Source organism: Ruegeria sp. YTSC230 (assembly GCF_059609665.1).
The window spans coordinates 102,078-119,158 of the sequence record NZ_JBXWMC010000001.1 but is presented as its reverse complement, the minus strand read 5'-3'; the positions used below and the strand labels follow the sequence as shown (position 1 = coordinate 119,158).

16 protein-coding genes and 1 pseudogene are annotated in these 17,081 nt (G+C 53.6%); 5 read left to right on the top strand and 12 right to left on the bottom strand.

The window, feature by feature from the left end; translation table 11 throughout:
* From AC2FD9_RS00545 to AC2FD9_RS00520, 6 genes and pseudogenes are all read right to left on the bottom strand, one after another.
* Positions 1–621 carry a histidine phosphatase family protein gene (locus AC2FD9_RS00545; RefSeq protein WP_496834854.1) on the bottom strand — a complete coding sequence of 207 codons (621 nt, stop codon included), beginning with the start codon at positions 619–621 and terminating at the stop codon, positions 1–3.
* Positions 569–1,642, bottom strand: coding sequence for an ABC transporter ATP-binding protein (locus AC2FD9_RS00540; RefSeq protein WP_496694885.1), 1,074 nt, complete (start codon positions 1,640–1,642; stop codon positions 569–571). The genes AC2FD9_RS00545 and AC2FD9_RS00540 overlap by 53 nt, the downstream gene beginning before the upstream one ends.
* Positions 1,639–3,855, bottom strand: coding sequence for an ABC transporter permease (locus tag AC2FD9_RS00535; RefSeq protein WP_496834852.1), 2,217 nt, complete (start codon positions 3,853–3,855; stop codon positions 1,639–1,641). Before AC2FD9_RS00535 ends, AC2FD9_RS00540 begins: the two co-directional genes overlap by 4 nt.
* Positions 3,856–4,881: an ABC transporter substrate-binding protein gene (locus AC2FD9_RS00530; RefSeq protein WP_113788652.1), complete on the bottom strand. Its 1,026-nt coding sequence runs from the start codon at positions 4,879–4,881 to the stop codon at positions 3,856–3,858. It abuts the gene before it with no gap.
* Positions 4,882–5,454: 573 nt separating this feature from the next.
* Positions 5,455–5,595 (bottom strand): annotated as a pseudogene (locus AC2FD9_RS00525) (IS6 family transposase); the annotation flags it as partial.
* A gap of 133 nt (positions 5,596–5,728) precedes the next feature.
* Entirely contained in the window at positions 5,729–6,604 is an 876-nt protein-coding gene (locus tag AC2FD9_RS00520; RefSeq protein WP_496834850.1) for a 1-acyl-sn-glycerol-3-phosphate acyltransferase, read from the bottom strand.
* A gap of 219 nt (positions 6,605–6,823) precedes the next feature.
* Between AC2FD9_RS00520 and AC2FD9_RS00515 the strand changes: the two genes are divergently transcribed.
* Positions 6,824–7,579 carry an N-acyl homoserine lactonase family protein gene (locus tag AC2FD9_RS00515; RefSeq protein ID WP_496834848.1) on the top strand — a complete coding sequence of 252 codons (756 nt, stop codon included), beginning with the start codon at positions 6,824–6,826 and terminating at the stop codon, positions 7,577–7,579.
* 93 nt (positions 7,580–7,672) lie between these two features.
* On the opposite strand, the gene AC2FD9_RS00510 is transcribed toward AC2FD9_RS00515, so the two are convergent.
* Positions 7,673–9,346: an acetolactate synthase large subunit gene (locus AC2FD9_RS00510; RefSeq protein ID WP_496834847.1), complete on the bottom strand. Its 1,674-nt coding sequence runs from the start codon at positions 9,344–9,346 to the stop codon at positions 7,673–7,675.
* A 509-nt stretch (positions 9,347–9,855) separates the two neighbouring features.
* Between AC2FD9_RS00510 and AC2FD9_RS00505 the strand changes: the two genes are divergently transcribed.
* Both AC2FD9_RS00505 and AC2FD9_RS00500 read left to right on the top strand, forming a co-directional pair.
* Positions 9,856–10,350 (top strand): hypothetical protein, encoded by a 495-nt coding sequence (locus AC2FD9_RS00505; RefSeq protein WP_496834845.1) that lies wholly within the window; start codon positions 9,856–9,858, stop codon positions 10,348–10,350.
* Positions 10,347–10,511, top strand: a complete 165-nt coding sequence (locus tag AC2FD9_RS00500) for a hypothetical protein (RefSeq protein ID WP_496834843.1) — start codon at positions 10,347–10,349, stop codon at positions 10,509–10,511. Before AC2FD9_RS00505 ends, AC2FD9_RS00500 begins: the two co-directional genes overlap by 4 nt.
* A gap of 399 nt (positions 10,512–10,910) precedes the next feature.
* Here the strand turns inward: AC2FD9_RS00500 and htpX are convergent, their stop codons facing one another.
* Positions 10,911–11,816: a zinc metalloprotease HtpX gene (gene htpX / locus AC2FD9_RS00495; protein WP_496834841.1), complete on the bottom strand. Its 906-nt coding sequence runs from the start codon at positions 11,814–11,816 to the stop codon at positions 10,911–10,913.
* Positions 11,817–12,092: 276 nt separating this feature from the next.
* Here htpX and AC2FD9_RS00490 point away from each other — a divergent pair, with 276 nt between their 5' ends.
* Entirely contained in the window at positions 12,093–12,512 is a 420-nt protein-coding gene (locus AC2FD9_RS00490; protein ID WP_496834789.1) for a hypothetical protein, read from the top strand.
* Positions 12,513–12,609: 97 nt separating this feature from the next.
* Here the strand turns inward: AC2FD9_RS00490 and AC2FD9_RS00485 are convergent, their stop codons facing one another.
* Entirely contained in the window at positions 12,610–12,765 is a 156-nt protein-coding gene (locus AC2FD9_RS00485; RefSeq protein WP_282151865.1) for a hypothetical protein, read from the bottom strand.
* A gap of 277 nt (positions 12,766–13,042) precedes the next feature.
* Between AC2FD9_RS00485 and AC2FD9_RS00480 the strand changes: the two genes are divergently transcribed.
* Positions 13,043–13,987: a hypothetical protein gene (locus AC2FD9_RS00480; protein WP_496834839.1), complete on the top strand. Its 945-nt coding sequence runs from the start codon at positions 13,043–13,045 to the stop codon at positions 13,985–13,987.
* 426 nt (positions 13,988–14,413) lie between these two features.
* Here AC2FD9_RS00480 and urtE read toward each other — a convergent pair whose 3' ends face one another.
* The 3 genes from urtE to urtC are packed head-to-tail and all read right to left on the bottom strand — an operon-like array spanning position 14,414 to position 17,079.
* On the bottom strand, positions 14,414–15,109 hold the full coding sequence (gene urtE, locus AC2FD9_RS00475) for an urea ABC transporter ATP-binding subunit UrtE (RefSeq protein WP_496699864.1): 696 nt from the start codon (positions 15,107–15,109) through the stop codon (positions 14,414–14,416).
* Positions 15,110–15,112: 3 nt separating this feature from the next.
* The gene (gene urtD / locus AC2FD9_RS00470) at positions 15,113–15,853 is read right to left on the bottom strand and encodes an urea ABC transporter ATP-binding protein UrtD (RefSeq protein WP_496704462.1); all 741 of its coding nucleotides are present in this window, start codon (positions 15,851–15,853) and stop codon (positions 15,113–15,115) included.
* The gene (gene urtC / locus AC2FD9_RS00465) at positions 15,850–17,079 is read right to left on the bottom strand and encodes an urea ABC transporter permease subunit UrtC (RefSeq protein WP_496775886.1); all 1,230 of its coding nucleotides are present in this window, start codon (positions 17,077–17,079) and stop codon (positions 15,850–15,852) included. Before urtC ends, urtD begins: the two co-directional genes overlap by 4 nt.
* Positions 17,080–17,081 lie beyond the last annotated feature (2 nt).

The following is a 17,081-nucleotide window of genomic DNA, read 5'->3' as shown; positions in this document are numbered from 1 at the left end:
TCAGGCAATCGGGCGCCACCCGAATTCGGGTTGAAGAGTTTTAATATCCGCGCGCCAGAAGTGGCCCTGCCCAGATTGATCAAACCGCCGGTCGATTTCTTTCCCTGCCAGATGGCACCAAAGCAGTGTCCCGACCGCGCCGTGGGTTACAATGGCCAGATCTCTTCCGTCGTGGTTTTTGACGATTGACAGGACTGTTTGAACGATGCGCAATTGCGCAGCATGGGCTGTTTCCCAGCCACGAAAGCTGGAATTGGGTGCCCCGAAGAAGGTGTCAGCGGCGGACTCGAATATCGAGGGAGGAAGGAATCCGGTAGTGCTTCGGTCGTTCTCTCCCAGTCCAGGATCGGATTTCGCGACCAGCCCCAAAGGCTTTGCAAGGATAGCCGCTGTCTCGGACGCTTTTCGCTCGGTGCTGGACCATATATCTGTCACGCACGACATGGTCTGACTTTGTGCAAATGTGCCGGCTCGGGCGCGGCCAATTTCACTCAAACCCCATTCGGTGACCGGTGTCTCCGGTTCGACTACGACCTCCGGGTGAGAGACGACTAAAAGCTTACCCACATCACCCTTCCGGCAACAGAACGGGGCCGCGTCCGGCAAAAGACATTTTGACATCCGAACCGATTTCCAGCGGTTCGTCCACGTCGTCCTGCACAGCAAATACCTGCCCGAAGGCACCGGCCAGAGTGTACTCCATCCGCACGCCAACATAGGTCGCCTTGGCAACTTTGGCCGGGATGCCGGTATCAGATCCAATCAAAATCCGTGACGGGCGCACGGCCAGCGTTGCTGGTCCAGGCGTTAGACCACGAGAGGGGAGCGTATGTTGATAGCCCTCGATTTCGATCGTGGCTAAACCGCCTTCAACAGAAAGGATAGTGCAATTGATCAGGTTAGCCTCACCAATGAAATCGGCCACGAACCGGTCAACCGGCGCATCATAGAGTTTACGCGGTGTTCCGATCTGAGCGATAGCAGCGTTGCGCATGACGACAATCTCGTCTGAAACGGCAAGGGCTTCTTCCTGATCGTGTGTCACATAGACGACGGTCAAACCGAGATCTTGCTGAATGGCACGGATATCTTCGCGCACTTGGCGACGCAGTTTCGCATCGAGGTTTGAGAGAGGTTCGTCAAAGAGCAAAACCTGTGGCTCCAAAACCAATGCACGAGCGACGGCAACGCGCTGTTGCTGCCCACCGGAAAGTTCGCTTGGCAAACGATTATCGAAGCCCTTCAGGCCAACCAAGTCTAACCCATGCAGCGCGCGCGATCGGGACTCGCGCTTGTCGAAGCCGGAAAAGGTCAACCCATACATGACGTTTTCTAGCACGCTCATATGAGGAAAAAGCGCGTAGGATTGGAATACCATCGACACGTCACGGTCGGTAGCGGGTAATTTGGTCACGTCTCGGTCGCCGATCAGAATTCGGCCCGAGGTCGCCATTTCCAGACCTGCGATCATGCGCAACGTCGTCGTTTTACCGCAGCCTGAGGGGCCTAAAAGCGTCACCAGTTTGCCCGCTTGGACGTGCAGATCGATGCTGTCGACGGCCACCACATCCTTGCCGAACACTTTCGAGACACCGTCGAAACGAACAGGCGCGGCCTTACTTGCTATAGTCGTTTCGGTCATGTCGTTTTCTCTGCTCCGAGTTGTGTACGTCGCCCAATCTGAACACGGCCTACGAGGATTTGTAACATCCCGACTGCCGCCAACATCACGAAGATCAGCGTTGTGGAGTATGCGATTGCAAGACCGTAATCGTTGTTCTCGACCCGACCGATAATATAGCTGGTGGCCATGTCATACTCGGCGGAAACAAGGAATATCACCGCCGAAATCGCCGTCATTGCCCGGACAAAGCTGTAGACCAGCGCAGCCAGGATTGCCGGCCGCAAAAGCGGGAGGATCACTCGCCTGAATGTCTGCCACGAGTTCGCACCAAGCGTTAGCGAGGACTCGTCGAGGGATTTGTCCAACTGCGACATCGACGCGATACCCGCGCGAACCCCAACCGGCATATTGCGGAAGATAAAGCTGACGACCAAGATAACGCCTGTGCCGGTTATCTCGATTGGGGGCACATTAAATGCCAGAATATAGCTGACGCCAATAACGGTGCCGGGAATAGCGAAAGAGAGCATCGTGCCAAACTCAAACGCATTCTTTCCCGCAAAACTTTGCCGCGTTAGCAGATAGGCGGTGACCAACCCCACGGCGGCCGTCAGAGGCGCGGCAATGCCGGCGATGGTGATTGTGGTCCAGAAACTGTCCCAGGCGGCTCCGGTCCAGCGAATACCCTCTTCCTCGAAGCGGACCGAAAAGGCAGTGACGTAGTGCTTGAACGTCAGCGAGTTATCGACGCCCCACAGTTCGACAATACTTCCGTAGATGATCATCCCGTAAACCACAGCAGTGAAAACCGCCCAGGCAACTGCAATGCCCAGAACCGGTATGGCAAGGCCCCTTGGCATCAAGGGATGTACACCCGCGTCGCCTTTGCCGGAAACGGTGGTATAGCTCTTTTTCCCCAACCACGCGCGCTGCGCATAGAAGGCAGAAAGTGTGAAGAACAAGAGCACCATGGCTAGAACAGCAGCCCGGCCCTGATCGTACTGCGCACCGACGATGGCAAAAAATATCTCAGTCGAAAGCACATCGAAGTTTCCGCCCAAGACAAGTGGGTTGCCAAAATCGGCCATAGATTCGATGAACCCCAGTAAAAAAGCATTAGCCAGGCCCGGTCGCATCAGAGGCAGGGACACGGTTTTGAAGGTTTGCCAACGATTGGCTCGAAGGGTTTGGGCGGCCTCCTCCATCGATGGTGACACCCCTTCTACCACCCCGATCAAGACCAGAAAGGCGATTGGCGTAAATGCCAGCGTCTGAGCGATCAGCACCCCGGGCATGCCATATAGCCAGCGCGTCGGCTGCACGCCAAAGATCTCGGCAACAAATCTGGTGACCGACCCGGAAAGCCCAAACAACAGGATCAGTGCCAGACCAATCACGAAAGGCGGCGTAATAATCGGCAAGACTGTCAACGCGCGCATCCCGCGTTTAAAGCGGAATCCCGACCGTGTGACGACAAGCGCAAAACAAAGGCCAAGCACGGTCGTGATGAAACCCACAAGAATTGCAAGAAACAGAGAGTTCCACGCGGCACCGCATTTGGCACCGGCAAAACAACCCAAGCCCCAAAGTCGGTCATCAAAGAACTTCGAGGCAAAAACCGAAACTGAATAGGCACCGTCTTCAGTAACGAAGGCGGCAAACAACATCTTCGCAATTGGAAAGAAGACGAAAACTGTAACAATGGTGATTACGCCACCAATAGCGCTGACGACAAAAACGTCGCCATTGATGGCGCCGCGCGCCGCAATACCCTGAGTTAAAAGGAACAGGAACGCTGTGGCGCAGATCATCGCGCCGTATCCCATGCCGAACTGGCGGATCTTCGGTTCTCCGAACAGCGCCTTCATCCAGTCGAAATTGAACCCGCGAATACCAATTGAGAACCCTTGCGCAATCAGCCAGCCAAAACCCAAGGCACCAGCCAAAATCAGGATGCGCGCGTATTGCGGATTGGACTTCGGTTTGCCGAGTACCAACAAAGGCAACGCAAGCGGGACCAAAAGCGGCGCAAGCCACAGCTTTTCGCCTTGTCCGACCAGAAAAGCGGCGGGCGCATAATCTTCATCGAACGGATATCCATCGACCAGCCATACGAATGACCAAATGCCATCCTCTACCATGAACCATGGCAGCAGGCAGAAACCAATCCACCCGGCAGCAATCCAGAAGATTAGAACCGGGTGGTTCGTTTTTGACGTGGTTTCAGTCACTTACTGAGGCAGCACAGAGACCTCTTCGTCCCATTTCTGCAAAAGACGCTTGCGTTCATCTGACGAGCCATACTTTTTGAAGTCATAGTCGATCAGCTTGATCTGGCTCATGTCAGGTGCGCTTTCCGAGGTTTCCGCATTTTTGTTGGACGGAACCTGGAAGGCGTTAACCTCAAGCGCAAGGTTCTGGGCCTCGGGGCTGAGCGCCCAGTCATAGAACTTTTTGGCTTCTTCTTCATTTCGAGCGCCATCAATGATCGACATCGAGCCGATCTCGTAGCCTGTGCCTTCGCATGGGGCCACGACCTTGACCGGAAAACCTGATACGGCTTGCTTGACCGCATCATGCATGAAGACGATACCGATGGTGTTCTCACCCCGACCGGCGGCCTTGATTGGGGCTGAACCCGACTTGGTGTACTGGTTGATGTTCGAATGTAGCCCCTTCATGAACTCAAAGCCGTCGTCTTCACCAAATATCTGAACCATCGAGGCAAGCGTCGTATAAGCGGTGCCCGAGGAATTCGGGTTCGCCATTTGCACGTGCCCTTTATACTCGGGCTTCAGCAAGTCTTTCCAACATGCGGGCTCAGGCAGGCTGTTCGCGGCCAAGAGGTCGGAGTTGTAGCCGTAGCCGAGTGCGCCTGAATAAATTCCGATGGTTTTGTTACCTGCACTTTCAGCCTGCGAGATCGCCCAGTCGTGAAGCTGGTCACGCATCGGCGACACGTATTCCATCGTCAGGCCTTCTTCGGCCGCTTGCAAATGGGGATCACCGGTACCGCCCCACCATACATCGCCTTTAGGGTTAGAACTTTCCGCGCGAATTTGTGCAAACGTCTCACCCGACGACTTGCGGGTCATATTGACGTCTATGCCGGTGGCATCCTCGAAACTGCGCGCCATGAGTTGACACCAATCTTCCTGTGCCGAGCAGTAAAACGTCAGCTTCTCAGCTTGGGCCGCACTTACCGAAGCCGCAAATGCTATCAGCGATCCCGCCAGCGTTGTCGTCAGATTTTTCAATTTCTTTCCTCCCCTATGTGTCGTGCCGAAATTCCCAGCGCGATACTCGTCAATTCGTCGTTGGAGGCGGTCGCTCAAAGTCGCTAGTGGATCTAATTGCGTTGGCCAAATCAATATCCGACCAGCCTCCCAATGACAGAAACAATCTCAACACCGTACTGTTAGTTCTGCAAGGAAATTCCACGAGTACCATTTTTCTTGCGCCGCCAGCTTTTTGATCACCAAGCCAGTTTACAGCACCAAGTAAGAAGATCGGGAGTGTATTTTGATGCCGCATTGTTTAGATAGCCTTTTGCTGAAGCGACCTTTCTCTCCAATGTAGAACAATCATCGTATTGCGAATTTAAGGTCTGGCTTTCGCCTGCAATCTGAGTCCCCGTGCGGCTGCTGCGAACTTCCGCTCTCCGCCCATTCTTCCGGAGACATTTTTAGTAGCGGCCGACCCTTTCCTGATCTCGGCACATATAGATCAGGGGACAACCGTGACCAGAGGGACACTTCCCAATTTCGATCTCGAATGGGTGATGTCAGACAAATTCGAACCAGTCTCAGCTAAGCCAGTATAGCTGCCCTTTACGCCGCACTAAGTTCGCGCCACTCGGCGAAGGCGGCGGTGCGTGTCAGCTTGAGTGTATCTCTGCTGGCAAGCGATCTTTCCTGGTTGAAGTTGTTGTAGATGGAGGAATGGACGGAAGCGAATTTCTGTATTGGTTTCGAAACCTGAACCAAGGCATATCATACCAGTTCAGTTTTAGTCTTAGGCTAAAACTAACGCGCGACCTAACTCTCAATGACACCCACAACCCATGGTGCTGACCGATCTTTTCTTTCGCCCTGCTGTAGTGCCCTAGGATTTGTAAAGACCAGGCACCAATCCTTCTGATAGCTCTTTGAGAACGTCCGGTGCAGTTCCCGCAGGCTGTATTGGGCCGTAATACACATTGTAGGTTCCACCTAGTTTAGAAATCAGCTCGGACACGTACCTTAAGGATGCCACCCTGCGTCCGAACTCGTCGTTTCCCCCACCGAGTAGCGCCGCCAATCGTCGAGTTCGGTAGTAGTGCCGCGAATTACGCATGTTCGCTGAGGCCGGAACAATCGGCGCTCCGCTTTCTGCGGAAACACGAGTAACCCCGGTTCGCCACGGCGGCTCGATCAGAAGCCCGTCTTTCAACGTTGGTACGCGGCCCGAGCCAAAAACCAGAAGCGCACCCTCCTGTTCCAAATGTGCCAACATGCCGGCCCGAGTTTGGCGCGCCGTCAGCACCTTGTCCTGTCGGTCCAAGTCCACAGGGACGATCAAATCGCGCCCAAGAAACCGCTCGGCCTCGCGACCGGCGACGACTTTCAAGTCTGAACGGTGGTCAAGCAGAGCTCCCGCATGTGCCAAAAAATCGAAAGTGCCGATTGGATGTGTCGATCCAATGATGACGGGGCCGCTGGCTGGAATGTTTTCAAGACCGTGGGCTTTGACAACAGTTCCCCCATTCATCGCAAGCACCGCTCGTACCAAGTCGTGCCCAGTACGTTCATCCAGTTCCAACAGAATTCGTTCGGTTTCGTTCAATGCAAAAAACGCTTGGCCGGTCGTGGTGCGACTGATCCAGTCAACACCCTTCATTAACTGGCATAGCGCCCTTAGCCTCAGGTCAGCGCCAACCGGAATGCGCAGTCGAGCGCGCAATAATTCATCCAGCGGATCGTGTTTCTTGTCGTTGGTCAATACCGTTGCCCCGTCGTTACCGCAAAGCTAGCACGCATTACCAACAACGGCACACGGCCAAGCGAACACTTTTGAATCTTTCTGTGGTACTAACTGTGGGTTGGCTAGACTGACTATCCAAGGAGGCACCCCGCCATCCATTTGGTATCGTAATTGCGTATGTGCACTGACTTTCGAACTGTGCGCCAAGTTCTTGCCGGACAACGGAGGAGAGACCGAGTGCGGGCTGAAGGTTTTATCAAAGGTCGACCGGTGAGCCTTGCCGTGTTGGATTACGGTTTGTTCAAAGTTCACTCCAACGGTCGCATAATCGGCATTTCGGGTTTTGCTATCCAGACGGATGAAAATGAAACGATCCTTGTCGACACTGGCCTCCCGGAAAAATACGCTAAGAATGCCCAATCTGCTTCTGAAGAAGATCGATTGGATGAGTTTGGCGAGGTGCTTGAGTGCACACCAGACAACCTGCCTGCAGCACAGTTGGCAAAGCTGGGGTTAACCTCTGAAGATGTCACACTTCATGTTTGCACGCATACCCACATCGACCACGTGGGCGGGTTGCATGCATTTCCAGAGGCGCCGATCCTGATCTCTGCCAAGGAACGCAAACTCGACAAGCCGCTGTACTGGGGTAACGCGCAACCATTAGACTGGCCAGAGTGCGATTATATACTGTTTGAAAGCGATGTGCGCGTTGGTCCGGGGCTGACAGTGTTGGAAGCGCCGGGTCATTCGCCGGGGCAAATCGCACTGTTGGTTGAACTGCCATCACGAGCGGTGATGTTGACCAGCGACGCGATTTCAAGAGTGGAGGAATTTGACGAAAAGTTCGTGGGGGCTTGGAACGAGGCCGCGGCAAATGCCAGCGCAGAACGCTTGATGAAACTGGCCGCAGAGAAAGACGCGTTCGTGATTTACGGTCATTGCCCGAAACAATGGCCCAGCCTACGAAAAGCTCCAGAGACTTACAGCTGAGCTTCACTAACCGACGATGTAAAGAAGCGAGCGGTCACATGCCGCCCTGCCCACCTCAAGCCACGTTGCTCTGACCAGCCTTGGAAAAACGGATCAGATTAAACAGACTTTTTCGGCCAGTTCATCGATCAGTACCCGTTGGTTTTCGCTGTAATCGACAGGAACATCGATCAAATGGACGCCACCTGCTGCAAACGCTTGCTCAAAGGTGGATACCAGATCCTCAGTTCGCTTTACCCGGTGACCGGTCGCACCATAGCTTCTGGCATATTGCACAAAATCAGGGTTTTTGAACTCCAGCCCCCAGTCTTCAAACCCGGCGTGAGACTGCTTCCAGCGGATCATCCCGTACGAGCTGTCGTTCAGCACGGTCACAACCAGATTGAGCCCTAGTCGAACAGCGGTCTCAACCTCCTGACTATTCATCATAAAGCCGCCGTCGCCACATATCGCCATGACGCGACGGTCAGGATAGAGTTTGGCCGCCATCATGGCTGAGGGAAGGCCGGCTCCCATCGTGGCCAGTGCGTTATCCAGCAGGACTGTATTGGGCTGGTAGGCCTGATAATTTCGCGCGTACCATATTTTATAGATGCCATTGTCCAATGCGATGATATCGCAGTCACGCATGACTTTGCGCGTATCGGCAACAAAGCGCTGCGGGATCACTGGAAAACGCGGATCATCTGCTCCTGTCGAGATGTGCATATCGGTTTCCTGTTTGACCCGCTCAAAGTAGCTGCGATCAAACTCCAAGGGGCCATCAAGCTTCTTTCCCAGCCGCTCGATGGATTGAGCCAGATCGCCGACAACTTCGACCTGCGGGAAATAGACTTGGTCAACCTGCGCGGCCTTGTAGTTCACATGGATCACTTTGGTTCCACCTTCTTTCATGAAGAAGGGCGGTTTTTCCACCACGTCATGACCCACGTTGATAATCAGATCGGCCCGCTCGATGGCGCAATGTAGGTAATCACCGTCGGAGAGAGCGGCCGTTCCCAAAAACAAATCTGAGCGCTCGTCCACAACGCCTTTGCCCATCTGTGTGTCAAAGAACGGAATCTGCGTGTCATTCACAAACTGGCTGAGTGCGCTGCGAGCATGCTTTCGATTGGCTCCCGCCCCCAACAAAAGCAAAGGCATTTTAGCCGAGCGGATCATCTCAGCCGCCTCATTCAGAACTGTGTCACCAGCCACGGCGTAGTAGCGCGGATGAGGTTGCAGGACCGGCTCGGTGGTATCTTCGGCCGCTATATCCTCGGGAAGTTCCAACAGAACGGCACCGGGACGTTCCTCTTGCGCGACGCGAAACGCTTCGCGGATTAACGAGGGGATGGTGTTGCCATGCACAATCTGCTTGGACATCTTGCAAATCGGGTCGAACAATCCCACCACATCAATGATCTGAAACTGGCCCTGCTTCGATTTTTTGATCGGCTTTTGGCCCGTGATCATAACCAGCGGCATTCCACCCAAATGCGCATAGGCGGCGGGTGTGGCAAAATTTGTGGCACCGGGGCCCAGTGTTGCCATGCAGACGCCGGCTTTTCCTGTCAAACGCCCATATGTCGCCGCCATGAACGCTGCGCCCTGTTCGTGACGGGTCAGGACAAGCTCAATCTTGGACGTTCTCAAAGACTCCAGCACATCCAGGTTTTCCTCACCTGGGACGGCGAAAATATACTCAACGCCCTCCGCCTCGAGCGCTGCGACCAGCAAATCCGAGGCTTTGGTGAAAGACGACGCGGTTTGGTCAAAAGCAGACATGTGCTCTCCTGATATCACGGTGGATCCGTCGGTTTGACCTGACATGCAGGTGGAAATCTAACCCTTCCGATTTAGGGACGGGCCGCTCAGTTTTCAGTAGCTTGCAACTATTGGGTTTCGAAATCAGCGCATCTATCGATACCCATCGGCCATATTCCAATACAACACGCGTGCGACAGAGGTTCAACAGGCACTATGGCTGACAGTGTCGCGGTGCGAGCAGGCCAACCGTGTCCGTCCCGCGTTCAGCCAAACGCTCTAAACAATCCTTCCAACTCAACTTGTCCAACTTCCACAAGAATTTGACTAGGTGCCAAAAGAAACAAAACGCTGGCTCACCAAATTCAGGGGCACAAGCGGCCAATTGAACCGCCGTAACATCAACAAAACTCGGGGCCATGATGCCATCTCGTCCAAACAAACTGTCAGCACAGTTCGGTCAGGTTTCTCCGGCCGGGCTTGTTCCTATCCATCAACAAGAACGCGGTAACTTTTTGACTTCGCGCTCTTTGCCTGAAACATTCACCGGACTTCTTGCCGCAGGGTTCGTCACTTTCATCCTGTTGCCTCTCATCTCGGCCGCCGCACGCTCTGTCTCGGGTGACCTGGCCTTTCCAGTGGACTTAGTCTTCGCTCTCGGCATTTTTGGGGCAATAGCTGCCTTCGTGCTCAAAGGACAAACGCCACGAGCCTTGCTCGGTCGCGGTTTGATTTGCCTTGGGACGGCACTCATCGTTACGCCTGTGGGCCTGTCTGTTCTATTCGCGTTTTACCTTTATGACTGGTTGGAAATCGTGACAGGAACGGCTGTTCAGCAGCCCGGAAACATCGCCGCATCCCTGTTTGGCGGCGTCTTCTTTGCCAATGCTCTCGTCTTGGGATTGGCCTTGGGAAGTGTATCCTTGCTAATTGGGCGCACGCTCATACACGGGCGCTCAAAACCACCTCTCCCACCTTATGAACTTCAATCAGCGGCCCAACCGCTTTGCGATCGGTCACCATGAAACCGCATACCCAAAACCTCGCTCACAGCGACAATCAAGAGTTCGGAACGATGGTTTCAGTTCATATGATTTTTATCGCGCCGGACGAAGCTCGCTCGACTGTCTTAGAACTGTTGACCCACCCAGAAGGCGTTAAAATTGTTGGCGTGCCTACAATTTGAAAACAGCAAAGCAAGTCCTTGACCGCACGCAACCGGAATTGCTTCTGGTCGACGTTGTGCTTCAGGGCATGCGCAGCGCTGACGTTACTTCATACACGTCAACAACCCTTCCGGACTTCTGGATATTCGCGCTTATCCGAGACCGTGTGTATACCGAAACGATGCCAGTGGTGGATCGTTTTCCCACTTATGGTCAATCCTCCCAGCCGGACAGCAACGCCTGAACGTTCCTTCAGATCAAAAAAACGCCCTGTGACATCAAAGGAAAAATATCGAGGCCGGTTTTGAATTACGTCAAAGGAGAGCGTTTGTTTGTGGCGAAGGCTAGGAAAAGCCCTGTCCGCTTAAAGATGACTTCTTCTGACAAGGCCCACTAGAAACAGTTCCTGCATGCGACCTTCACCCCCAAGGGCCAGTCCTGGATGATGGTTTAGTGCTTCGAGTGTTGCTGCTTTCGTCGGCTGCGTTCGACTGCTGGGCTAGCATTCGCAACGCAGCTATCCGATTTGCCGTCGACGGGTGAGTTGAAAACAGCTTGTCACGTGAGTGCGCATGAAGTGGATTGATGATGAACATATGTGCGGTCGCTGGATTTCGCTCGGCAGCATCGTTGTCGATGCTTGCAGCGCCTTGCTGAATACCTTCGAGGGCAGACGCCAATGCCAGAGGTCGACCGCAAATCTCGGCGCCGACGCGATCGGCGGCGTATTCTCTTGTCCGACTAATGGCCATTTGGACCAAACCCGCAGCCAAAGGAGCCAAGATCATCAGCGCAATGGTCCCCACTAGACCAACGGCACTATCCCGTCTTCCACCAAAGAACAGTGCGAAGTTTGCTAGCATCGTAATTGCACCCGCGAACGTGGCAGTTACGGTCATAATCGCAGTGTCATGGTTCTTGATATGTGCAAGTTCGTGCGCGACAACTCCCGCCAGTTCATCCCTTGTGAGGGTCTGTAGCAACCCCGTAGTGACGGCAACGGCAGCGTTGTTGGGATTGCGCCCAGTAGCAAATGCATTGGGCTGGGGTGTTTCAATCAAATACACAGCGGGCTTTGGCATGCCCGCGTTCTTTGCAAGATCCCCGACCATTTGGGACAACCCTGCATGGTCATCAGATGAAACTTGCCTTGCGTTGTGCAAACGAAGGACCATTTCGTCTGAGTTCCACCATGTAAACAGGTTCATGCCTGCTGCCAGCACCAATGCGAACAGCATGCCGCCCGCTCCTGCCAGAAGGTATCCCAACCCCATGAACAAGGCCGTCATTGCGGCCATCAATAATGCAGTCTTCGTATAACCCATTCGATGCAGACCTCTACGCGGCTCATACATGATGTGTGATCAATACGTTCATGTTGCAATGATTGTCGCCCCGATCTGCGGCATTGTGGACTTTCACGCTGAGCAGATGGCGATTTTCCCTCGAACTGAATTTTAAATAAATTATTAAAATTCAATAACGTGAGCCTGCGCCCTCACTAAAGAGCGTATTACAGTGTGTGAACAATCTTACTTTCAAGAAGTTGGGTTTCTGACAGTATGGACTTGTGTGTTTCAACAAGTGTTGTTGGTTAGAAGATGTATTTTACCAAGTTCGAAGAACCGTTTTGCGCGGTCGATGACATCCGCAAAGATGAGTTTGCCCGGAAATATCCGTTGCTGGACAATAGATCTGTTCATGCGCAGTGGAAGAAAGGTTCCTGGCAAATCACGCGAATAGGTGAGATCTGGAAGAGGACCGGAAAGGTTTTTTCTGTCCCATATGAAGGCATCAACGCGTACCCATCTTTTCAGTTCGCAGAAGACGGAACTCCGCTTCCCTTGATGGAAACTGTGTTAAAGGCGCTGCCGGCCGATATGACGCCCTGGCAACGAGCTTTTTGGATGACCTCCGCTAAGGCTGAGCTTGGAGGAGGCAATCCCGCGAACTCCATTCAAACTGACGATAACCGTGTGGTCGACGTGGCAAGTAAATTCGGTGAAGATTTCCTCAACTAAATGAGTTCCCAACAAGGAAATTCGACTACAGGTGGGATTTCTTGCCGATCTATTGCCGTCCATAGCAACAGAGCCACAATGCTTTTCGAACAAAACTTCAGATTGGCCAACCTATCAAAGCCAGCGCCATGTTGGGCTTGAGCAAAATGACCTCGTCTCCGTGTTGAATTTGTAGAGAGTGCAACTGCGGAAGATTACTTACCGCATCAATCAGCGCCACCGTTTGTCCCCGCGCAGTGTGCGGATCAGCCATTGCGGTTACCAACAGAGACCTTCGGCAAGTAGTCATGGCGTTCACATGGAAGTCGATCTCCGAGTGTCCAGACACCTATGCATCGTCGCAGCACTTTTGTTCAAGATGAACGACAAGCCCCTCGAAATGCAAAATGGGATTTGAGGCAACAGGAAGCTTCGTTTGTACACTTGGCTGGCACCCGATTGCATAGGAATTGTGGTAGACTGGCCCCGAGTACATTCTAGCAGGAGATCTCCCGGTGCTACCGAATTCACTCCGTCTCACACTATCCATCATGACAATTGCCATCGCGGCGAGCGCACTGCCCGACCGGGTTGAAGCGATATCACAAGATGTCCCGGCGTGGTTACAAAAGCACGTGGGTACGGGTGACGGGCAAATCGCCCCGATCGTTTTGAAAAGGGCGCGAGCGCTTTACAAAGAGAAAGTACGTCGAGGCGAGGTAAGGAACCCCTGCTATCTTGCCAAAGATGCGACCCACCCAAGTACCACAAGAAACGGCAATCCCGGCAAGCGGTTTTACGTCATCTGCGAGTCGCAAAAGTCCTTCCGAGCAGTCTCGTCCGGCTACGGCAATGGTCGAAAACTCAAGCGTGCCAATTTTTCGAATGGTCGGCAATGCGCGAAGAACTTCAGCAATGCAGAAGGATCGAAACTAACCGCCGGCGGTGCCTATGTGACGGCTGAAACCCGCACGTCATTCAAGGGTTACTACAGTCAATCCGGCAAAACGCAGCCGTTCTTCCGCACGTTCCTTTTGTTTGATGGCCAAGGAGAAACGAGCAATGCTCGGGAGCGCGCTATCGGGGGCCATCCCGCCGTTTTCCTAAAATGGCAATGCAGGTTCAAAAACCCACAAAGCACACATGCAGACAACGACGGCTTTGTCCCCTACGGAAGGCTTGTGAACTACACGGGTGGTCGCAGCAATGGTTGTACAACCTGGTCACAGTCCGCCTCTAAAGAAATCCTGGCGCTTGTAGAAGGGAACCCGACGACCCTCTATATCTACCCAGAATCCAAAGACATCAACGCTGTCGCCAAGGCGGTAAAAAAAGGAAAATCACTATCGCGAGCAGGAGTTTATTGGAACGCAGCTTGCCTACAAGCAATCGGCGCACCAAAGTTTTGGCCCAAGAGCAGCCTCCAACCGATCATAAACAGTTGGAGGGCATCCTTGCCCAATCAACCGCCACTGGAATTGCCGATCTGCAAGTAGATTAAACTTAGCAGGCGAACCTAAGCGCGCTACACTCACGCGTTTTTGCTTCGGTCTTAACGAAAACGTATGCGCGTATTTGTCAAACGTCCTCTTGGGGGCGGGTAGGCTAATGATCTCTGGGCTGGTTTTGAAGTATCGAAGTGGAATGGTTTTTGTCGTCCCACGAAGCTACGAAACCACCCTACCCGCCTCAAGCCGGTTTCCTCTGACAATGCCCAATTTGAACCTCAGTAGTACACGAAGCCAGTTGATCTGTCTGATAGTACACACCCATCAAGACAAGAGGCATCGAACGACAGCATCTCAAAACTAAGCATTTCTTTTTTGAACGTATTGGGAGGATCAAACTATGTCCCCAGCTTCAGTGCAGAACGTGATTTGGGCTTCATGAATCTAATTCGAAGCCAACTACACGGAACAGTGCTAAACTGTTACGGCCTGCAACACTTGATCACGCGTCAGGTCATCTCGTGAGCCTTTGACCAGGATTTCTCCGCGTCGCAACACAACAAACCTGTCAGCAAGATCATATGCGAAGTCGAAATACTGCTCGACTAAGACAATTGCCATTCCGCTCGTCTTTCTGAGGTGCCGGATCACTTCGCCAATCTGTTGGATTATGTTCGGCTGAATACCTTCGGTTGGCTCATCCAGCAGCAGCAGGCGCGGTCTTGTGATCAGTGCACGCGCGATGGCCAACTGTTGCTGCTGCCCGCCGGAAAGGTCGCCCCCGCGCCGGTTCTGCATTTTTTTGAGGACCGGGAACATGTCAAAAATAACATCTGGGACGAAGTGTTCGCTGGCAGGCAGACAGGAGAAGCCTGTTTCCAGATTTTCTCGAACCGTGAGCAATGGGAAAATTTCGCGACCTTGGGGGACATATGCCACACCTTTCCAGGCCATCTGATGAGCAGGTAAGATACCCATTTGCTTTCCGTCAAGCTCCAGTTCGCCACCGGAACGGGGATGCGCCCCTGAGATTGCCTTCATCAGACTGGTTTTTCCGACACCGTTGGTCCCCATGACGCACGTTACTTCACCCTGTGAAGCTTCCATGGAAATCCCGTTGAGGATTTGCGAGTGCCCATAGTGCAAAGTCAGATCGGTCAGCTTCAACATTTTCTAGCGCCCCAGATAGACGTCGATGACGTCCTGATTTGATGTCACGTGATCAAGGCTGCCCTCGGCTAAAACGGATCCTTCATGCAAAACCGTGACTTTGCAGTTCAGGCGCCTGACAAATTCCATGTCATGTTCAACAACCACAACCGCGCGGGTCTTTGCAGCTTGAACTAGCAAGTCTGTCGTGTGTTCTCGCTCTTGCGGGGTCATGCCTGCGGCGGGTTCGTCAACCAATAGCAGACGTGGGTCCTGCGCAAGCAGCATGCCGATTTCCAACCATTGCTTCTGCCCGTGGCTCAGTTCACCTGACTTACGGCTCAGTTCCTGATACAGCCCAATTTCGGTGGCCAGGTCGTCGACCTTCTGCAAATCACTTTTGGACGGACGGTAAAGCAGCACACCAACCCAGCCACGATTTTTCTTTAGCGCCATTAGTAGATTATCGCGCACGGACTGATCCTCAAAAACCGTAGGCTTCTGAAACTTCCGCCCTATTCCCGCCTGCGCGATTTTTGCCTCGGTCATATCCAACAAAGATACGGACTTTTCACCCCATATGACCCGCCCCTCATCTGGTCGGGTCTTGCCGGTGATGATGTCCATAAACGTAGTCTTGCCGGCACCATTCGGGCCAATCACGGAGCGTAGTTCTGCGTCACCAATCTGGAAGGACAGGTTGTTGATGGCGCGGAACCCGTCGAAGGTAACCGATACGCCACTTACCTCTAACAAGGTGCTCATAGGCTGGCCTCTTTCTCACGCAAAGCGCCTTCATCGGGTCCCAGATTGGCACCATGCCGATCGGGATGACGCTGGTTGGTATACAAGTCGAACAAACCTCCGATACCTTGCGGAGCAAACAGCGTGACCAGCACAAACGAAACACCCAGCAGCACTTGCCACCAGTCGACCCATTTGATCGTGTAAAAGCCAAGCGGAATATCCGGGGCCTGCCCGCCGGTGAACCAGGTGCTCAGCAGGCTGACAAAAGCCGCGCCGATGACCGCACCATACAGCCGGCCCCGCCCGCCGATAGCGACCCAGACGGCCAGATAGATTGAGGCGATGGGGGCCATCTCCTCGGGGTTGATAATGCCAGCCTGCGGATAATATAGCGCACCCGCGATTGCGGCGATGCAAGCCGTCAGGGTGAAGACAGCCAACTTGTAGGCTTCGACCGAATAGCCGAGGAACCGAACTCGCGCCTCGTTGTCTCGAATGCCGCGCAGGACCGAGCCGAACTTGCCCGACACGATCCATGCCGCCAGCATGTAACCCAGTCCCAACGCCAAAGCCGAAGCCCATAGGAACCAGAGCGAAACAACGTCTTGAGAGACAGTGACTCCGGGCAGGTTCTGCAGGCCGGACAAGCCATTGTTGCCGCGCAGCCCGCTGTCGTTCTGAAACAGATACAAAGCCAGAGCCAGCGTCATTGCTTGCGTCAGGATCGACAGATAGACACCGGTCACTCGACTGCGGAAGGCCAGCCAGCCAAAGATCAGTGCCAGCAGGCCAGGCACCACAACGACCAGTATCAACTGCAGCGTCAAGCTGTGCGAAAATGCCCAAATCAGCGGGAATTCGGATGATCCGACTACGCCGAAAATCTGAGTGCCGATGGCGTCCACAACTTCGGCAGGCGTTGGCGGGATGTCGGCTTGTGACAATGACTCGACCACGATCAGCCGAGTGCGTTCGTACATCAGCCACATGCCGATCATATAGCCACCGAGCCCGAAGAAAGCGAAATGGCCTAGTGATAGAATGCCGGTGAAACCCCAAACCAGATCCATCGCGACCGCGATCAAACAAAGGCATAGGGTCTTGCCCAGCGTTTTGACGAAACTGGTTGAGATCACACCGATCCCGAACCCTTCGGACAGGACAGTTACACCCAGCGTAAACAGCGACAGGATGGCCAGAAAGACCAACACAGATGGGTTCTTAGCAACAAAACTACGTTCCATGG

Bases quoted from the DNA above. Each gene is read 5' to 3' on its own strand.
- AC2FD9_RS00545 (WP_496834854.1), bottom strand. From the start codon at position 621: ATGTCAAAATGTCTTTTGCCGGACGCGGCCCCGTTCTGTTGCCGGAAG.
- AC2FD9_RS00540 (WP_496694885.1), bottom strand. From the start codon at position 1,642: ATGACCGAAACGACTATAGCAAGTAAGGCCGCGCCTGTTCGTTTCGAC.
- AC2FD9_RS00510 (WP_496834847.1), bottom strand. From the start codon at position 9,346: ATGTCTGCTTTTGACCAAACCGCGTCGTCTTTCACCAAAGCCTCGGAT.
- AC2FD9_RS00500 (WP_496834843.1), top strand. From the start codon at position 10,347: ATGAAACCGCATACCCAAAACCTCGCTCACAGCGACAATCAAGAGTTC.
- htpX (WP_496834841.1), bottom strand. From the start codon at position 11,816: ATGGGTTATACGAAGACTGCATTATTGATGGCCGCAATGACGGCCTTG.
- AC2FD9_RS00490 (WP_496834789.1), top strand. From the start codon at position 12,093: ATGTATTTTACCAAGTTCGAAGAACCGTTTTGCGCGGTCGATGACATC.
- AC2FD9_RS00485 (WP_282151865.1), bottom strand. From the start codon at position 12,765: ATGGCTGATCCGCACACTGCGCGGGGACAAACGGTGGCGCTGATTGAT.
- AC2FD9_RS00480 (WP_496834839.1), top strand. From the start codon at position 13,043: ATGACAATTGCCATCGCGGCGAGCGCACTGCCCGACCGGGTTGAAGCG.
- urtE (WP_496699864.1), bottom strand. From the start codon at position 15,109: ATGTTGAAGCTGACCGATCTGACTTTGCACTATGGGCACTCGCAAATC.
- urtD (WP_496704462.1), bottom strand. From the start codon at position 15,853: ATGAGCACCTTGTTAGAGGTAAGTGGCGTATCGGTTACCTTCGACGGG.
- urtC (WP_496775886.1), bottom strand. From the start codon at position 17,079: ATGGAACGTAGTTTTGTTGCTAAGAACCCATCTGTGTTGGTCTTTCTG.